At 70.8% G+C, this 17,567-nt stretch carries 16 protein-coding genes and 2 pseudogenes; 13 read left to right on the forward strand and 5 right to left on the reverse strand.

Annotation, left to right across the window (positions count from 1 at the left end; translation table 11 throughout):
* Nucleotides 1–290: 290 nt before the first annotated feature.
* Nucleotides 291–1,646 carry an alpha/beta hydrolase family protein gene (locus ABB07_RS37650; RefSeq protein ID WP_244189663.1) on the reverse strand — a complete coding sequence of 452 codons (1,356 nt, stop codon included), beginning with the start codon at nucleotides 1,644–1,646 and terminating at the stop codon, nucleotides 291–293.
* Nucleotides 1,647–2,360: 714 nt separating this feature from the next.
* The gene (locus ABB07_RS37655; RefSeq protein ID WP_208902919.1) at nucleotides 2,361–3,242 is read right to left on the reverse strand and encodes a helix-turn-helix transcriptional regulator; all 882 of its coding nucleotides are present in this window, start codon (nucleotides 3,240–3,242) and stop codon (nucleotides 2,361–2,363) included.
* Nucleotides 3,243–3,413: 171 nt separating this feature from the next.
* Here ABB07_RS37655 and ABB07_RS37660 point away from each other — a divergent pair, with 171 nt between their 5' ends.
* Both ABB07_RS37660 and ABB07_RS37665 read left to right on the forward strand, forming a co-directional pair.
* Nucleotides 3,414–4,430 carry a zinc-dependent alcohol dehydrogenase family protein gene (locus tag ABB07_RS37660; RefSeq protein ID WP_208902920.1) on the forward strand — a complete coding sequence of 339 codons (1,017 nt, stop codon included), beginning with the start codon at nucleotides 3,414–3,416 and terminating at the stop codon, nucleotides 4,428–4,430.
* Nucleotides 4,431–4,555: 125 nt separating this feature from the next.
* Nucleotides 4,556–5,845, forward strand: a complete 1,290-nt coding sequence (locus ABB07_RS37665; protein ID WP_208902921.1) for an MFS transporter — start codon at nucleotides 4,556–4,558, stop codon at nucleotides 5,843–5,845.
* On the opposite strand, the gene ABB07_RS37670 is transcribed toward ABB07_RS37665, so the two are convergent.
* Nucleotides 5,791–6,705, reverse strand: a complete 915-nt coding sequence (locus ABB07_RS37670; protein WP_208902922.1) for a GNAT family N-acetyltransferase — start codon at nucleotides 6,703–6,705, stop codon at nucleotides 5,791–5,793. The genes ABB07_RS37665 and ABB07_RS37670 overlap by 55 nt on opposite strands.
* A 305-nt stretch (nucleotides 6,706–7,010) precedes the next feature.
* Here ABB07_RS37670 and ABB07_RS37675 point away from each other — a divergent pair, with 305 nt between their 5' ends.
* The 6 genes and pseudogenes from ABB07_RS37675 to ABB07_RS37700 all read left to right on the forward strand — a co-directional run bounded on the left by ABB07_RS37675 (nucleotide 7,011) and on the right by ABB07_RS37700 (nucleotide 11,622).
* On the forward strand, nucleotides 7,011–7,577 hold the full coding sequence (locus ABB07_RS37675; protein ID WP_208902923.1) for a DUF2243 domain-containing protein: 567 nt from the start codon (nucleotides 7,011–7,013) through the stop codon (nucleotides 7,575–7,577).
* An 8-nt stretch (nucleotides 7,578–7,585) separates the two neighbouring features.
* A complete protein-coding gene (locus ABB07_RS37680) occupies nucleotides 7,586–8,410 on the forward strand; it encodes a cytochrome c oxidase assembly protein (protein ID WP_208902924.1) in 825 nt (274 codons plus the stop codon).
* Between the two features lie 406 nt (nucleotides 8,411–8,816).
* Nucleotides 8,817–9,172, forward strand: a pseudogene (locus ABB07_RS37685) (cupin domain-containing protein); the annotation flags it as partial.
* Nucleotides 9,147–9,539 carry a DinB family protein gene (locus ABB07_RS37690; RefSeq protein ID WP_341845914.1) on the forward strand — a complete coding sequence of 131 codons (393 nt, stop codon included), beginning with the start codon at nucleotides 9,147–9,149 and terminating at the stop codon, nucleotides 9,537–9,539. The pseudogene ABB07_RS37685 and the gene ABB07_RS37690, both read left to right, overlap by 26 nt.
* A gap of 36 nt (nucleotides 9,540–9,575) precedes the next feature.
* A complete protein-coding gene (locus ABB07_RS37695) occupies nucleotides 9,576–10,829 on the forward strand; it encodes an FAD-dependent oxidoreductase (protein ID WP_208902925.1) in 1,254 nt (417 codons plus the stop codon).
* Nucleotides 10,830–10,890: 61 nt separating this feature from the next.
* Nucleotides 10,891–11,622, forward strand: coding sequence for a dienelactone hydrolase family protein (locus ABB07_RS37700; RefSeq protein WP_208902926.1), 732 nt, complete (start codon nucleotides 10,891–10,893; stop codon nucleotides 11,620–11,622).
* Between the two features lie 121 nt (nucleotides 11,623–11,743).
* On the opposite strand, the gene ABB07_RS37705 is transcribed toward ABB07_RS37700, so the two are convergent.
* Nucleotides 11,744–11,899 (reverse strand): DUF6131 family protein, encoded by a 156-nt coding sequence (locus ABB07_RS37705; protein WP_208902927.1) that lies wholly within the window; start codon nucleotides 11,897–11,899, stop codon nucleotides 11,744–11,746.
* 320 nt (nucleotides 11,900–12,219) lie between these two features.
* Here ABB07_RS37705 and ABB07_RS37710 point away from each other — a divergent pair, with 320 nt between their 5' ends.
* Entirely contained in the window at nucleotides 12,220–13,518 is a 1,299-nt protein-coding gene (locus ABB07_RS37710) for a phosphatase PAP2 family protein (RefSeq protein WP_208902928.1), read from the forward strand.
* Between the two features lie 29 nt (nucleotides 13,519–13,547).
* On the opposite strand, the gene ABB07_RS37715 is transcribed toward ABB07_RS37710, so the two are convergent.
* Nucleotides 13,548–13,976, reverse strand: a complete 429-nt coding sequence (locus tag ABB07_RS37715) for a MarR family winged helix-turn-helix transcriptional regulator (protein ID WP_208902929.1) — start codon at nucleotides 13,974–13,976, stop codon at nucleotides 13,548–13,550.
* 106 nt (nucleotides 13,977–14,082) lie between these two features.
* Between ABB07_RS37715 and ABB07_RS37720 the strand changes: the two genes are divergently transcribed.
* From ABB07_RS37720 to ABB07_RS37735, 4 genes and pseudogenes are all read left to right on the forward strand, one after another.
* Nucleotides 14,083–15,540: an aldehyde dehydrogenase family protein gene (locus ABB07_RS37720; RefSeq protein ID WP_208902930.1), complete on the forward strand. Its 1,458-nt coding sequence runs from the start codon at nucleotides 14,083–14,085 to the stop codon at nucleotides 15,538–15,540.
* Between the two features lie 25 nt (nucleotides 15,541–15,565).
* Nucleotides 15,566–16,672 carry an NAD(P)-dependent alcohol dehydrogenase gene (locus tag ABB07_RS37725; protein ID WP_208902931.1) on the forward strand — a complete coding sequence of 369 codons (1,107 nt, stop codon included), beginning with the start codon at nucleotides 15,566–15,568 and terminating at the stop codon, nucleotides 16,670–16,672.
* 298 nt (nucleotides 16,673–16,970) lie between these two features.
* Nucleotides 16,971–17,240: pseudogene (locus tag ABB07_RS41610) on the forward strand (LysR family transcriptional regulator); the annotation flags it as partial.
* A gap of 132 nt (nucleotides 17,241–17,372) precedes the next feature.
* Nucleotides 17,373–17,513 carry a hypothetical protein gene (locus tag ABB07_RS37735; RefSeq protein ID WP_208902932.1) on the forward strand — a complete coding sequence of 47 codons (141 nt, stop codon included), beginning with the start codon at nucleotides 17,373–17,375 and terminating at the stop codon, nucleotides 17,511–17,513.
* Nucleotides 17,514–17,567 lie beyond the last annotated feature (54 nt).

Below are 17,567 nucleotides of genomic sequence, written 5' to 3' on the forward strand. Positions count from 1 at the left end.
CCCGGCGGGCGCACCTGGCCCGGCAGCGGCATTCTGGCGGGCGGAGGGTGCGCTGTGGCGCGGTGCCCGGGAAGCGGTGGGCAGGGCGGCGGATCCTCTCTCAACCGGGCGGCGAGCGCCCGAACGTTCGACAGGCGCACACTTTAGCCGCATGAGATCACACAACAATCACACTTACGTCCCCGGGTCGTACTCGTACTCGTGTCGTGCCGGTGCGGTGGCCCAGGTCGCACTCGGCCGGGCGCCCGGGATGGGCGGGCCCCACGAGGGGCCCGTTTCTCGGGGTCCGGTCAGCGGACGAAGGCGATCTCCGGGTAACTCTTGGAGGGGCCGTCCAGGAGGGTGCTGTGCTTCTTGCGGAGCTCCTGGTCGAAGAAGGCGGCGAGGTAGTCACGCTGGACCTTGATCGCCCGGTTGGGGTCGATCGAGCCGTACTGCTGCCGCACCTGGTCCGGCGACATCCCGAGCAGGGGCGCCACCTGCGGCACCAGCCACTCGTTGTCGCTGAACGACAGGTGCCTGGAGCCGTGCAGCTGGATGTCGACCCGGTATCCCTTGAGATGGGGCCACAGCGTGCGCCACGACGAGTCGTTGTTGCGGTTGTGCGTGCCGGAACTGAAGAGCATGAACGGGCGGTTCAGGTCCTTGCCCGGCGCCGTGCCGAAGAACTGGCCGTCCAGGTTGGCGCCCGCGGCGATGCGGTGGTCGAGCTGCATCGCGGTGTCCACCGCGGCGCCGCCCAGCGACCAGCCGAACATCCCGACGCGGGACGTGTCCACCGCCCGCGACAGACCGGACGGAAGCTTCGCGCGGTCGACGTCCGGGTTGCCGCCCTTGGCGATGGTGCCGAGCTGGTTGATGACGAAGCGGATGTCGGCGGCGCGCACGTTGAGCGTGTCGGAGGAGTGCGCCCCGGCCGGCATGGTGTTGACCTCGAGCCGTCCGTCCGGGAACTGCACTTCGTTGGCGTCGTGCGTGTGGTCGACGGCGATGACGATGTAACCGCGGCTGGCGAGGTCCTCGGCCAGGGCGGTGCCCATCGCGCGGTCCGAGTGCAGCCCGGTCGAGTACAGGACCACGGGCAGCTTGCCGAGCGAGGTCTTGACCGGGGCCAGGACGTGGCTCGCGGTCTGCGGCAGCGTGACCTGCTGCGGCGACAGGCCGCGCGAGTAGAGGAAGTGAGCACCCGAACCCGACGGCATCCACGGTGCCAGCGGGTACCCGGACGTGGACGAGGCCGGATACCAGTACGTCACCATCAACTCGCGCGCCCGGTTGCCCGGTACGTACGGGTCTGTGCGGGACTTGTCGACGAGGTGCTGGCTGAACGTGCCGACCTGGTAGCGCCCGCTCGGCGCGGGAAGCCTGAGCTGGACGGCGGAGGTCCGGCCCCTGCTGAGTGTGGCGGCCGGGTGGGTGCCCTTGGGCACGGCCGCGCTGTCATTCTCGGGCGCCCAGTTCGTGTTGTCCTGGTCGTTCGTGGTGTCCTGATCGGGCGACGACCCCGTGGCCGTGGGATGGGAGGGCGTCTTCCCGGCGGCCATCGACGGCGTCACCCCGGCACCCAGGGCGACGGCGAGCACACCTGCGGTACCGACCGCTCGGGCTATGAGCCTGCGGCGGTGGCGCGGTCTGCGGTGGTGCATAGAACTCCCCTGGTGATCACAGGCCATCGGCCCGGTGATGGTCAGGGGCACACCGTACCGCTGCCCGGACCGAGAGATCGCGCCACCGTGCGGTCACCGTGGAGTTGACGCGTGGATCCCCTCACCCCGCGCACTCCGGCGGCGGCCGGCACGCGCTGCGGCCGTACTGGCGGCGGTCAGGGGCCCGCCATGGAATCGATGCGACCGGAAGAGTCCGCGGGCGGACACGGCTCCTGGGCCGACGGGGCGCGGTACGCCGCATTGTCCCGTCGCGCCTGTCGTTGCGCTTCGGCTCTGCAACCGGGAGATGCCGGGAGCCCGGGTCGTGCAGGCCCGAGTCCTGGCCGCCGGCTTGCAGCAGGCCATGCGGCTGGGCCGGGGAGCTGCAGCGGCGACTTGGGCTCGCCCGAACACGGCTTGCTGAAGCCTGCGTTCGGCACGTCGCGGACCGGTGCCAGTTGGCCTGCGCCGGAGTGGGGTTCGCGGTCCACCACGCGACTCGCGCGGAGGATCAGCCGCCGAGAGGACGTGCCGTAGAGGCCACCCAACAGCCGATGAAGCTGTCTGCGGTCGGCCTGTTCGCGCCGGTGAAGCTCACGACTCGATGAGGATCGGGGGCCCAGGGGAGGGGCGGAAGCGGTGAGCGAGCCGACGTTGCACGCTCGACACGCTGGTCGCGAACGGACTCGCAGAGTTCACCGCCGGGCCGCCTCCTCAGCTGGTGGAGGGCGAGGCGGACAGGTTCTGGTCAGCGGCCCAGGAGGCGAGGATGCGCAGCCGTTCGTGGGTGGGCGAGCCGGGCACCGCGGTCCAGACGGTCAGGTGCTGGTCGGGGTCGGTGTTGGCGGTGAGGGTGTCCCAGTCCAGGACGAGTTCCCCGACGACCGGATGATTGAGGGTTTTCGTGCCGACGGTCCGGGCGGCGACCCGGTGCTCGCCCCACCACTGGGCGAACTGCTTGTCCCGCATGGACAGTTCGCCGACCAGCTCGATCAGGCGCGGATCCTCGGGGTATTTCGCCGCCTCCATCCGCAACTGGGCCACGGAGATCTGCGCGGAGGCTTCCCAGTCGGCGTAAAGGGTGCGCATGGCCGGGTCGGTGAACTGGATCCGGGGGTAGTTGCGGTGCTTTTCCGGGATCCGGGAGAAGTCGGTGACCAGAGCGGCGGCCAGGGCGTTCCAGGCCAGGATGTCGCCGCGGCGCCCCTGCACGATGGCCGGAGTGGAGGTCAGGTCGTCCAGCACGCGCTGCAACTGGGGCTGCACCTTCTGCCTGCCCCGGCGCCGGGTGCGGCCGGCGGTCTTGCCGGCGAGCTGGAAGAGGTACGCCCGCTGGTCGTCATCCAGGTGGAGTACCCGGGCGAGAGCGTCCAGCACCGGAGCCGACGCCTGCATACGGCCCTGCTCCAGCCGGGTGTAGTAGTCGGTGCTGATCGCGGCGAGCTGGGCGACCTCCTCGCGGCGCAGCCCGGCCACCCGGCGCGGCGCGCGCGTCTCCGGCAGCCCGACCGTGCGCGGGCTCAGCTCGGCGCGGCGCCGCTTGAGGAATTCTCCCAGCTCATTGCGGGGGACGTTGCTGGTCATGCTTCCCAGCATGGCACCCGTCCCACCTGAGCAAGGGGGGAGAAATCACTCCCAGGATGCGGCCTTCCCCGGATGTGTTGCTCCGCTTTTCGCCGCTGCTCCCGCATGTGACGCTCGATCTCAGGGACACCCCAGCACGACGTTCCCGGCGCACGACATCCCCGGCACGAAGGAAGCACCAGCATGCGCGGCGCAGTGATCCACGCCCCCGGCGACGTCCGCTTCGAGGAGCGCGACGACCCCAAGATCCTCCACCCGGCCGACGCGATCATCCGCACGGTCGCCACCTGCGTGTGCGGCTCGGACCTGTGGGCCTACCGCGGCCTGGAGCCCATCGACCAGCCCCACCCCATGGGCCACGAGTACGTCGGCATTGTCGAGGAGGTCGGCGGTGAGGTCACCTCGGTCCGGCCGGGGCAGTTCGTCGTCGGCTCCTTCGCCACCTCGGACAACACCTGCCCGAACTGCCTCAACGGCTGGCAGTCCTCCTGCCTGAACCGCGAGTTCATGAGCACCTGCCAGGCCGACTACGTCCGCATCCCGAACGCCCAGGGCACTCTCGTCGCCACGGACGACCACCCGGACGGCGCATTCGTGCCCAGCCTGCTCGCCGTCTCCGACGTGATGGGCACCGGCTGGTACGCGGCTCTCGCCGCCGAGGTCGGGCCCGGCGCCACCGCGGTCATCGTCGGTGACGGCGCGGTCGGACTGTGCGGTGTGATCGCCGCCAAGGAACTGGGCGCCGAGCGGATCATCGCGATGAGCCGCCACGAGCCCCGGCAGCAGCTGGCTCGCGAGTTCGGGGCCACGGACATCGTCACCGAGCGCGGCGAGGAAGGCGTCGCCCGGGTGAAGGAGCTGACGAACGGCATCGGCGCCGACTCCGTCCTGGAGTGCGTCGGCACGCCCGAGGCGATGCGGCAGGCCCTGCGCTCCGCCCGTCCAGGCGGCAACGTGGGCTTCGTCGGCGTACCGCACGAGGTGGCGATCGACGGCCAGGAGCTGTTCTTCTCCCACGTCGGGCTGCGCGGCGGCCCCGCCCCCGTGCGCCGTTTCCTGCCCGACCTGATCGACAGGGTCCTCACCGGCCGGATCGACCCGGGCAAGGTCTTCGACCTCGCCCTGCCCCTGGAGCAGGTCGCCGAGGGCTACCAGGCCATGGACGAGCGCCGCGCCATCAAGGCCCTGCTCAAGCCCTGACCCTCTGGCGGACGGCCGTACGCGACGGCACCCACCGTCGACGTCACCCTCCCCGCCTGTACCGCATCAGCCTCCGCCGCAGGAGCCCCACCTGCCCGCGCCCGCCCCGAGGAGAGACCGCACGCATGTCTTCCACGCCCGGAACCACCCCCGGCAAGCTGCCCTTCGTCGTCTGGGTGCTCGCCGCCGGCACGTTCCTCATGGGCACCACCGAGTTCGTCATCGCCGGACTGCTGCCGGAGCTGTCCGGCGACCTCGGTGTCAGCACCTCGAAGGCCGGCCTGCTGATCACCGCCTTCGCCCTCGGCATGATCGTCGGCTCGCCGGCCATGGCCATGGCCACCCTGCGCCTGCCCCAGCGCCGCACGTTGATCCTGGCCCTCACCGTCTTCAGCCTCGGCCACGTCGTCGCGGCCCTCAGTGCCTCCTTCACCGTGGTGCTCATCGCCCGCGTCGTCACCGCACTGGCGACGGGCGCCTTCTGGTCCGTCGGCGCGGTCGTCGCCACCGCCGCCGCGGGCCCCGCGGCGGCCACCCGGGCCATGGGCGTCATGATCGGCGGCCTGACCCTGGCGAACGTGGTGGGCGTGCCGATCGGCTCGTTCGCCGGACAGTACGCCGGCTGGCGCAGCCCGTTCTGGGCCCTCGCCGCGCTCTCCGCCCTCGCCGCCGCGTTCATCGGCCGCTTCATCCCAGCCCGGAAACAGCGCGCGACCGTCTCCCTGCGGGCCGAGTGCGGCGCCCTGCGCCACGGCCGGCTCTGGCTCGCGCTGACCGCCGCGATGCTGATCATGGGCGGTGTGCTGGCCACGTACAGCTACCTCACGCCGCTGCTGACCGACCGGGCCGGCATCCCCGAGGCCGCCGTACCGCTCGTCCTCGTCGCCTTCGGCATCGGTGCCCTGGGCGGCACCACCACCGGAGGCCGCCTGGGCGACCGCCGCCCGATGGCCACGACCGTCGTCGCCGCAGCGGCGACCGCGCTGGTCCTGCTCCTGCTGATCCCGCTGTCCACCAACCCGGTCACGGTCACCACCCTCGTCCTCCTGATGGGCCTGACCGGGTTCACGGTCAACCCGGTGGTCACCGCGCTCGCCGTCCGCTTCGCCGGCGAGGCCCCCACCCTCGCCTCCGCGCTGAGCACCTCCGCCTTCAACGTGGGCATCGCCGTCGGCTCCGCGATCGCGGGTACGGCCTTGAACTCCACCCTGGGCCTGACCGGTCCGCCCCTGGTCGGCGCGGTCTTCGCCGCCCTGACCCTGCTCCCGCTGACCGCCCTTGCCGCGTCCGGCGGCGGCGTACGCACCGCGCGCATCGTGGGCCAGCGCACAGCCCCCCATGGTGCTGTGCTGAGCCCGGGTCAGGCCGCGGAGGGCGGAAGGCCGGTGGAACGGGTTTCCTCCACGACGTGGTAGCCGGCGCTCGTGTACAGGTTCATGGCCACCTCGTTGCCGCCCCACACATTGAACATCAGCGTCGTGTCGCCGGCTTCGAGCGTCGCCTGTTCGCCGGCCGCCATCGCGGCTCGACCGTATCCCTTGCCGCGGTGCTGCTCCTGGATGTACAGCGCGTAGCCGAAGGTGACCCCCGGGAGGTACCGGTGCTTCAGCCAGCCGGTGCCGATCTGCTCACCCTGCGCCTCGAGCACCAGGAACGTGTGGTCGGGCGTCGCCAGGCCCTGGGGAATCAGTTCGGCGAAGTCGCGGTCGGACTTGCGTACGGCCTCCGTACGGCCCAGGGCACCCGAGCGGACGATGTCGCCGACGTAGGCGGCCTTCTCCGAGGCCAGCCAGTCGGGGTACTCGGCCGGTGTCATCGGCCGTGCGGTGACGCCGGCGAGGGCTTTCGGCGGGGCGTCGATGTGCCGCGTCCTGAGCTGGCCGCGGACACCGTAACCGTCGAACAGCGCGCCGGCGGGCTCGGTGAGACGTATGCTCAGTCGGCGTGCGCCACGCTCGGCACACCATCGCTCGGCCCAGTCCCGGGCGGCCTGCTCGTGGCCTCGGCCGGTGTGCGGAGCGTCGATGTGGAGGTCGCCGATACGGCCCGCGAGGGCGCCGTTGTTGTCGGCCACGACCACGGCGACGTACCCCACGCGCACGCCGGCGTCCGTGATTTCGGCGATGGTCCAGTCGCCGATGCCGGCGCGTACACCCTCGAGCACGCGCTCCGCGGCGGCCTGCGTGAACCCGGCCGCCGTGTACGAGGCGAGCAGCCGGCGCTCGAAGTCCTGCTGCCAATGGGTGCCGTCGTCGAGGACGCTGAATTCTGTCATCCGATCACAGTAGCGACGTCGTCATGGACTCTCGGTGGGGTCCCGGGCAACCTGGATGCCTTCGTTCACAAGAAGCGTGTGGGTGAACAGGTCTCGTTCAGCCCGGGCCCACATCCCGGAGGGGCTCCCCGGCCCTGCCGCGGTGTCATCAACTCCTGTGTTCTCCGAGGCACAGCGGTGCGTCGCCGGCCCGTGGGCGACATGGCCGAAGCCGTACGGACAGTTGGTTGAGGTGAGCCGGACGGGAAACCGTGTCGGGAGGACCTGACGCTGACGCACACTGTCGACGGGACGGACAACAGGTGATGGCCACGACGGCGGGCGACGCCCGCGCACTACCGGCGGTGCCGAACACTCTGCGGCTGCCGGGGATCGTCCTCGGGGTCGGCCTCGGCGGATTTGTCGACGGCATTCTGCTGCACCAGCTGCTGCAGTGGCACCACATGCTCACCAGCACCAACCACGACCACATCGGGGTGAAGTACTACGACCCCCACACGGTGTCGGGGCTGGAGATGAACACGGTGTGGGACGGCATCTTCCACGCGGTGTGCTGGATCGCCGTACTGGTGGGCCTGGCCATGCTGTACGCGCGGGTCACGCACGACCGGCGAGCGGTGTGGACCTCGCGGGTCCTGTGGGGCTGGATCCTGGCCGGCTGGGGTCTGTTCAACCTGGTCGAGGGGGTCCTGGACCACCAGATCCTCGGCATCCACCATGTCCGCGGCGGCCCCCACCAGGCTTGGTGGGACGCGGGTTTCCTCGTCCTGGGCGGCTTGTTCCTGATCAGCGGTCATCTGCTGCAGCGCAGCGGTCGGCCCGTCGCCCCCGAGGCTTCCCCCGGCGGCGAGCGGGCCGGGGGCCGCGCCTGATGGGCACGATGCACCAGCAGGGAGGGGGCGGTGACGGCCTGCCCGGAACCGTACTCACGGTGGTGCTCCTGCTCGGCGCTGCCGGTGGCTATCTGCTCGCCGCACACCGGGCCCGGCGCCGCAACCCCGTACAGGGGTGGAGCACTTGGCGGTCGGCATCCTTCCTCACCGGTCTGGCGCTGCTCGCCGTCGCGCTGCTGCCGCCGCTGGGACCCGCCGCGCACTCCGACTTCCGCGGGCACATGGCCCAGCACATGCTCATCGGCATGTACGCGCCCCTCGCGCTCGTGCTGGCGGCGCCGGTCACGCTCCTCCTGCGCACGCTGCCCCACGGCCAAGCCCGCAGAGTGGCCGTCACACTGCACAGCGCACCGGCTCGACTGCTGGTGCGGCCCGCGACAGCGCTCATGCTGAGTACCGCGACCCTGGGCGTGCTGTACTTCACGCCGCTGTACGACACCGCCATGGCCCACCCGGCGGGGCACCGGCTCCTGCACGCGCACTTCCTGGCGTCGGGCTGCCTGTTCGCCCACGTCATCGCCGGACCTGACCCCGCACCCACCCGGCCCGGTGTACGCAGCCGGCTGGTGTACCTGGGCATCGCCATCGCCGCGCACGCCCTGATCGCACAGGCCCTGTACGGCGGCTTCCTGATCGACGTCCACGCCCCCATCCACCAGGTGCAGCAAGGCGCCGAGATCATGTACTACGGCGGGGACATCGCCGAACTCCTGCTGGCCGGCGCGCTCGTGGCGACCTGGCGGCCCGAACGCCGCACCATGGCGGCCGGGCGGCGCACCCGACCAGCCGCAGGCGCGCCGACCACGGGCTGAACCGACCTGCGCCCGCGCGCCAGAGGTCTCGGCTGGGAGGGGTACGCCGAACGCACCACGCCGGCAGCCGCCGGCAGCGCACCGCGTTCGCGATCCGGGCCACGAAGACCGCGCAGCAGGAGGCGCCCAGGCTGCGAAGACCGCGCAGCGGGCGGCGCCCAGTGTCCCCGCGCAGGCTGCCGGCCGGGTGGCCCCAGCTCGGCTCCGCGTGCATGGTGGGGAGGGAGGGGCGCGACGCGAGTCGAACCCATGCGCGGTGCGAGGCGAGCCGATGCCCCGTAACCATGCGGTGGCGCGAGGAGGCGACATGTTCTGCTCTCCGGAATCCCTGCGTCCTCATGGCGGACACGGCGCACGGTGGGGGGTGTGACTCAGTCCTCCATCGTCCAAGACATCCCTCGAAGAGCTGTACCGGGGCTTCGAGCAGGAACTGCTCGTACCGCTGTGGACCGAGATCGGCGACCTGACGCCGGCCGACCCACCCCCGCTCCCGTGCCGCACCTGTGGCGCTGGGAACGGCTGCCGGAGCTGGCAGACCAGGCCGGCGACCTGGTCCCCGTCGGCCGCGGCGGCGAGCGCCGGGCCATCGCGCCGGCCAACCCCTCCCTCGGCGGCGGACCGTTCGCCACCCCGACGCTGTGAGAGGCCATCCAGTACCTCATGCCCGGCGAGGACGCCCCGGAGCACCGGCACACCCAGCACGCCTTCCGGTTCGTCGTCGAGGCCGGAGCGGGGGATGGGCGCGCTGGACGCGGACCAGTGGCGCGCGCGGGTCGTCACCGCACAGGACCGGACCGTACCGGCGACCGAGGTGCCCTGGCTGCGCTCCCGAGAGGTGTGCGTGCACGCCGTCGACCTGGCGGGCGGCGTGTCCTTCGCCGACCTGCCCGCCGACTCCCTCACCGCCCTGTGCGACGACGTCGTCACCAAGCGCGCCGCGGCACCGGGCCCGGCCGTGAGCCTGCGGGCCACGGCCGGGCCCGGGGCCACGTGGGACCTGCCGGGCGAGGGCGCGGCCGCCCTGGTCACGGACGAGCTGCACGACATCGCGGCCTGCCTGACCGGACGGGACGCCGGCCCGCTCACCCCCGACGGCACGCCCGCCCCCACGCTGGGCGTCTGGCCGTGACGCGGGGACCGTCCGATGACCGAAGGAACACACATCATGAACCCTGGATCCACCCCCGCCGGACGGCCCGACGTCCTCGTCGTCGGCGGTGGCATCGGAGGCCTCAGCGCGGCTTTGGCCCTGGGCCGCCAGGGACTGCGCGTACGCGTCCTGGAACGGGCCAAGGAGTTCGGCGAGGTGGGCGCAGGCCTGCAGATCGCGCCCAACTGCACCCGGATCCTCGCCGAGTACGGCCTGCTGGAGGAGGCCAGGGCCCTTGGCGTCGTCCCCCAGAACATGGTGATGCGGGACGCGCTCGACTCCCGCGAACTGACCCGGCTGGACCTGCGCGACCTCGAACGCCGTTACGGCTTCCCCTACATGGTCATCCACCGCAGTGATCTGCACGGCATCTTCCTGCGTGCCTGCGCACGCGCCGGTGTCGAGCTGCTGACGGACCACACCGTCAGCGGGTACGACAACACGGCCGAGGGCGCGCTGATCCGCCTGGCGGACGGCAGCGCCCAGGAGGCGCCGCTGGTGATCGCCGCCGACGGACTGCACTCCGTGGCCCGCCGCCGGCTGGTGGGCGACGCGGTGGTCAGCTCCGGCTACGTCGCCTACCGCGCGGCCGTCCCGATCGAGCAGGTCCGGGACAACGGCATCGCGGAGAAGGACGTCACCGTCTACATCGGCCCCCGCTGCCACTTCGTCCAGTACGCCCTGCGCGGCGGCGACATGTTCAACCAGGTCGCCGTGTTCGAGTCCCCCAAGGCCCGGGCCGGCCGGGCCGACTGGGGCACTCCCGACGAGCTCGACGCGGCCTTCGAGGCCACCTGCGACACCGTGCGCAAGGGCATCCCGCTGATGTGGCGCGACCGCTGGTGGCAGATGCTCGACCGCGATCCCGTCGCGACCTGGGTACACGGCCGTATCGCCCTGCTCGGCGACGCCGCCCACCCGCCGCTGCAGTACATGGCCCAGGGTGCGATCATGGCGATCGAGGACGGCTGGGTGCTCGCCCGGCACTACGCCCGGCAGGCCGGGGCCGCCTGCGCGGAGAGCGGGCCGGACTGGCAGGCCGCGCTGACCGCGTACGAGGCGGTCCGTACGGAGCACTGCCGCCGGGTGCAGACCACGGCCCGCGCCTGGGGCGAGCTGTGGCACCTCGACGGCGAGCGCCGGCTGCGACGCAACGCGATCATGCGGGCGCGGGACACCTACGACTACTCCTTCACCGACTGGGTGTACGGCCCCACCGCCCTGACACCGGCCGAGGAGCCCCCCATGTTCACGCCGATCCCGCTGTGAACGTCGTTGCGCACGGCTAGGATCGCGTCGGCGTTGAGTGATCGAGGCAACGGGGGAACTGATGACCGGTCAGTGGGAGAGACTCGGCGAAGCGGGCGGCATCGAGGCGTATGTGCACCGCCCGCCCGGTGAGGTGCGGGGCGCCGTGGTGGTCTGCTCCGAGCTGTACGGAGTGAACGCCTACGTCCGCGGCACCTGCGCGGAGCTGGCGGCGGCCGGGTACGTCGCTCTGGCGCCCGACTACTACTGGCGCAACGCCCGCCGGACCGAGCTCGGGTACTCCGCCGAGGAGCGCGAGCAGGGCCTGGTACTGATGCGCGCGCTGGACCGGGACGAGTTGGTGGCTGACGCCTCCGCGGCACTGGCGGCGGCGCGCAGGGAGGCCGGGGAACGGGGCGTGGCCTTCCTCGGGCTCAGCATGGGCGGGCACATCGCGGTGCGGGCGGCGACCGAGCTGCGCTTCGAGCTGGCCGCGGTCTTCTATCCGGGCTGGCTGCTGAACCGCGGCTTCCCGCTGGTCGGCCCGGTGCCCCCGTTGGAGACCAGCGCGCGTATCGCCGAGGGCGGCGCCTTCCTGCTGGGCTTTCGCGGCGAGCTGGACCACATCATCCCGGCCGAGGAGTGGGAGCAGGCCGAGCAGCGACTCACCGAGGCCAAGGTGCCGCACGACCTGGTGACCTACCCGGGCGCCCGGCACGGCTTCGCCTGCGCGGACCGCCCGGCCGACTACGACCCGCAGTCCGGCGCCGATGCCTGGCGAAGGGTCTACGCGGCCTTGGCAGAGCACCTCTAGGGCGCTTCCGTCCCGTCCGACGGTGACGTCGACGCCGCATCGGTATGGACGGGTGCCTCCCGCGCCGAAGCGCGGGAGACACCATGCCCCGGGCTGGGCGGCCGGGAAGAGGGCTCGATGACTACCAGTAGTGCCGTCGGCCGGCGACCGCGTGCCCCATGGAACCCAGGATCCACAGCACCGCGCCAACGACCAAGAGGATGATGCCGATGGTCCACAGAATGGATATCCCGGTGATGAAACCGACGATGAGGAGTATGACACCCAGGGCGATCATGGCAGCCTCCTGGTGATGAATCGCTCTTGACGTCCGAGTGCCCCGAAGTGACACGCGCTACGCCCCCCGGAAACCGCTGTTCCGGCTTGTCGTACCGGAGACATGGATTGACTACCTTGCGTGACTGGTAGCATGATCCAACTCACGAGGAGATCCCTCATGGCTCACCCGTCACCGGAAAACCATGCTGTCCGGCCCAAGGGTGAGCAATTTGATTAACAACTCATAAATCGGCCAAACAATTGATACCTATCGCGTCGCGGGTGTTTTCGCGAATAAAGTGCAGAATTGAATTCGCCGCGTGGCGGCAACCACGGGGGGTGCTGTGGGGCACGGCGGCTGTGGTGGCCCTCGGGTTCCTCGTCACGCTGGAGGTGGCCGCGCGTCGCTACGGCCTCCCGGGGCCGCTCACCAACCAGGCGCGAGAGGTGATATGCCCGCCCAAATCGGGTTTTCTGCTGTACGCCAGTATGGCGTTGATGATGGTGGTGCTCACCTGGCGGCAACGGCTTGTCGCGGCCGGCACGGCAATCGGTATTGACGTCGTCTTTTTGCTGGTGCGGTGGGCGCTCGGTGTGAAGATCACCGAGGGCCACCCCTTCGGCAACGGCGCATTGTGGGTGGTTCTGGGCTACGCGGTCATCGCCCTCACGCGCCGAAGAGGGCGGGAACGTGTCCTGCTTCTGAAGGGTGTCGGGCTGGGCCTGCTGCTCGTGGCCGGCCGTAAGGCGGGCGACGCCTGGCTGCTGATCACGTCGAAGACCCGCCCGGCGGTGTTCGACCCGTACGTGGCGACCGCCGATCACGCGCTGGGCAACCCGTCCTGGCTGGCAGGCCGGTTGGTCAGGGCCACCGATCCCATCGGCGGCCTTGTTCTCGACTTCGTCTACATTCAGCTCGCGGTGGCCGCAGTCGTCGTCGCGGCGTACCAGCTGCGTCATGTGGCGGTCGAGCGCCGGTTTCCGAGCCACCATCTGGTGCGCACCTTTCTGGTCATCGGCCTGCTCGGGCCGGCCATCTACATGATCTTCCCGGTGGTCGGACCGGTCTTCGCCTACGGCCCGGGCGCCTCCGGTACCGGCGGTGTGCACTGGGCGGTGGCCGACGTATGGCCCGACACGCCGCCGCCGATCGGTGCCCCGCACCAGATCCCGTTCGACGAGATCACGCCGCGCAACTGCATGCCCAGCCTGCACACGGCGTGGGCCACCGCGATATTCCTGCATTCCCGCAGGGGCCCACGGACTCTGCGGTACGCAGGCGCCTTCTGGCTGGTGGCCACGCTCGGCGCAACGCTGGGATTCGGCTACCACTACGGCGTGGATCTCATCGCCGGCGCGGTGTTCGCGCTCACGATCGAGGCAGCTCTGCGCTCGCACGAACGCGGCTGGGACCGGTCGGGAATCCAGCTGGTCGTTCATGGCGCGACCGTTTTTGCCGCACTCCTGGTGTCGTACCGGTATCTGCCGGTGGAGATGGCCCGGCAGCCGTGGGTGTTCGGGCCACTTCTCCTTCTGGCGGCGGCGTCGGTGGCCCACGGCTACGCGCGGGCCGCGAAACTGTGGGAGCCGGTTGCCGCGCCGGTGCCCCGTGCGGAACCACAACCCGAGCCTGTCTGAGCCACCTGGCAAGGGAAGCTCAGTCAGACCTACGACAGGGCGTGCCACGCCTTGGACAACGCCTGACGGAACTGTTCGGCCTGGTGCGGTGTGAGGTCGTGGATCATCCGTTCCTCCAGGTCCCGCACGGGACCCGCGAACCGGTCGAGCAGTTCGCGCCCGGTGTCGGTCAGCAGGATCAGCAGTTCGCGGCGGTTGCGCGGGTTGCGCTCCCGCCGCACGAGCCCCCGGCCCTCCAGCGACCGTACGAGATCGGCCATGGACTGCGCCGTGACGAACGAGTCCCGGGCGAGCTGGGCCGCCGACAGTCCGTCATGCCGCTCCAGCACGGTGAGGGCGGTGTACTGCAGGGCCGTGATCCCCGCGGGCTTGACGAGCTCGTCCAGGTGTGAGCGCACGACGAGTTCCACCTGCTTGACCATGTAGAGCAACGACGGGCGTGTCCGTGTATCGACCATGCGCGCACCCTAGACCATTGACAGGAAACCTGACCTTGCTCAGACTGCAGGACCAACAGGAAACCTGTTGGTTGAAAACTTGCCGAACCATGCTGGGGAGTCGGTCATGGCCACCACCATCCACACCGGTCCGGGACAGCTGTTCATCGGCGGCCAGTGGCGCGAAGCCGCCGACGGCGCCCGCATGGACGTCATCGACCCGTCCAGCGGTCGGCTGATCACGACCGTCGCGGAGGCCGGCGCCGGTGACGTCGACGCCGCCGTACGCGCGGCCAGGGACGCCTTCGATTCCGGGCCGTGGCCCCGGATGAGCGGGCGCGAGCGCGGGCGCGTGCTGCACCGGGTCGCGGAGCTGATCCGAGCGAACGCCGAGGAGATCGCGGCCCTGGAGAGCCTCGACGTGGGCAAGCCGATCTCCCTGTGCACCGCGGTCGACGTGACGAACGCGGCCAACGACTACGAGTACTACGCCTGCCTCGCGCAGAGCCAGGACGGCGCCACCCGCGACACCCCGCTCAACGCCTTCGCCTACACCAGACGCGAGCCGCTCGGCGTCATCGCCGCCATCACACCCTTCAACTTCCCGCTGATTCTTTCCGGTTCGAAGCTCGCACCGGCCCTCGCGGCCGGCAACACCGTCGTCCACAAGCCCGCCGAGGAGACTCCTCTCAGCGCCCTGTACATGGGTCGCCTGCTGACGGAGGCAGGCGTCCCCGAGGGCGTGGTCAACGTCGTCACCGGCACGGGCCCGGTGGCGGGTGAGGCGCTGCTGCGCAACCCCGGCATCGACAAGGTCGCCTTCACCGGCTCCACCGCCGTCGGCCGGCACGTGGCGAGCGTGGCCGGTGAAGGGCTCAAGACGGTCATGATGGAGCTGGGCGGAAACGCGGCGCACCTCGTCTTCGAGGACGCCGACCTGGAGAAATCGGTCGGCGCGATCACCAAGGCGTTCGTGTTCAACACCGGCCAGTTCTGCATGGCCGGCCCCCGGCTGCTGGTCGCCCGCCGGGTGCACGACACCCTGGTCGCCATCCTCGCCGAGGCCGTCGCGCAGCTGCCAGTGGGCGATCCACGCGATCCGGGCACCGCGGTCGGGCCGATGGCGGCACAGAAGCACCTGAAGAAGGTCGAGGAGTACGTCGAACTGGCGCGCAAGGAGGGCGCCAGGGTGGTCGCCGGCGGCGAGCGGCTCGACCTGGGCGGCGGCTACTACTACAAGCCCACCGTGATCACGGGCCTGGCCAACGACTCCCGCGTCGTCCAGGAGGAGATCTTCGGCCCCGTCCTCACCGTCCAGCCCTTCGACACCGAGGACGAGGCCGTGGCCCTCGCCAACTCCACGCCGTACGGCCTCGCCTCGGGCATCCGGACCACCAGCCTCGCACGCGCCCACCGCGTCGCCGAGCGGCTGCAGGCCGGCATCGTCTGGATCAACGACTGGGCCATGCTCGACCCGGCGGTCCCGTTCGGCGGCGTCAAGGACTCCGGCTTCGGCCGCGAGTACGGCCCCGAGGCCCTCGCCGCCTACACCAAGGTCAAGTCCGTCGTCGTCTCGCTCGGCTGAGCACCTGCACAAAGGAGTTCACCGCATGACCATCATCACGCACGCCGCAGTGGTCGAGTCCGCGGGAGCGCCCTTCACGCTCCGCGACGTCGAACTCGACACCCCGGGACCGGGTGAGGCCCTCGTGCGCATGGTCGCCACCGGCCTGTGCCACACCGACCTCGGCGTGGCGAGCGGCGCTCTGCCCTTCCCGCTGCCAGGCGTCCTCGGCCATGAAGGAGCCGGTGTCATCGAGGCCGTCGGCCCGGACGTGACCGGCGTCGAACCCGGCGACCACGTCGTGCTGTCCTTCACCTCCTGCGGCGGCTGCCGCAACTGCCGTGACGGACACCCCGCGTACTGTGCCACCTGGCTCCCGCTGAACCTCATGGGCGGCCGGCGCGCCGACGGCACCAGCACCATCAGCCGCGACGGCAGCCCGCTCGGCGGGCACTTCTTCGGCCAGTCCTCCTTCGCCGAACTCGCGTTGGTTGACCGGCGCAGCCTGGTGAAGGTCGACCCCGATGTGCCGCTCGAGTCCATCGCCTCGCTCGGCTGCGGTGTACAGACCGGCGTCGGTGCCGTGTGGAACGTCCTCGAACCCCGGGCCGGCAGCACGCTCGTCGTCCTCGGCGCCGGAGCCGTGGGCCTGTCCGCGGTGATGGCCGCCGCCCTCACCCCGGCCGCCCGGATCATCGCCGTCGACCGGTTCACCGAACGCCTCACCCTGGCCGAGGAGTTGGGCGCCACGCACACCGTCAACGCGGCCGAGGCCGACCTTGGCGACACCCTCGCGTCCCTGACGGACGGGCAGGAAGCCGACGGAATCGTCGAGACCACGGGCAACGTCGCCGTGCTGCGCCAGGGCGCCGACGCGCTCGCCGCCCGCGGCACCCTGGTCATCGTCGGCGCCCCTCCCTTCGGCACCGAAGTCGCCCTGGACGTCAATGGGTTGCTGCCGGGCAAGCGGATCGTCGGGCTCACCCTGGGCGACAGCGAGACCCAGACCTTCATCCCCGCCCTCGTCCAACTGGTCAAGGAGGGACGGCTGCCGCTGCACCGCCTGATCACCACGTATCCGTTCACGGACATCGACCAGGCGGTGCGGGACATGAAGGCGGGCAAGACGATCAAACCCGTGCTCACTTTCTGAGCGCGCCCGTCGTTCCGCCGTCCTCGGCCGTGCCGCGAAGGGCCTGGTCGAGCGACCGCTGCAACCGGTCCCGGACGGGCACGGGCCGCCGGGATGCGAGTGGCTTGGAAGCGCGGACGCGGGGATCCACAGCGGCTGTGATCCATACGGTCAAGTGATGCAATCACTCGATCGTGGGCTCCTCCCTCTCCCACCGGTATGTGACACGGCGCCGCAGGCAGGTGCCATGGGGCGGGGAGAGGGCGCCGCTCAGGCCGCCTTCCTGGTCGCTGACAGGCGGAGTCTCCCTGCGCGTGGCATGGCGCGTGTGGAGTTGCGTCAGCTGCGGTAGTTCGTCGCCGTCGCCGAGGAGCTGAACTTCGGGCGGGCCGCCGAGCGTCTGCTCATCGCGGGCCCCTCGCTGTCCCAGCAGATCAAGGTGCTCGAGCAGGACCTGGGTGTGCGGCTGTTCGACTGGGACCGCCGCTCGGTCTCCCTCACCCCGGCCGGCGCCGCGCTGCTGCCGCACACCCGTGCCCTGCTGGAACGGGCCGACGACCTCCAGCGCCGGGCCGGCTCGCTGTCCGGCCGTACATTATCTGCTTGCTCAAGCGAGTAAATAGCCACCTGGAGGCAAGACCCGGACCGACCGGCGTGTCCGGGCAGGCCCGAGTCCCGGCTCGGTCCAGGGTGGTCGGTGCTGTCGTCGTAGGGAGGAATCGTGAAGCGTCGTCTCCTCGGGGTCCTGGCTCTTGCCGTGGCCGGCCTGATGCTGTGCGCCGTACCGGCTGCGGCTCGGGACGGGCGTGGCGATATGGAGAGCAGCGACTGGAATCTCCCGCTCACCAACATCGGCCTGTAGGGCTGTCCGTCCGGGGGCCGCCCAGCCGGACCGGTCCGAGCCGCAGCCTGGAAC

It is taken from the genome of Streptomyces incarnatus (assembly GCF_001027185.1).
Lineage (GTDB): Bacteria > Actinomycetota > Actinomycetes > Streptomycetales > Streptomycetaceae > Streptomyces > Streptomyces puniciscabiei.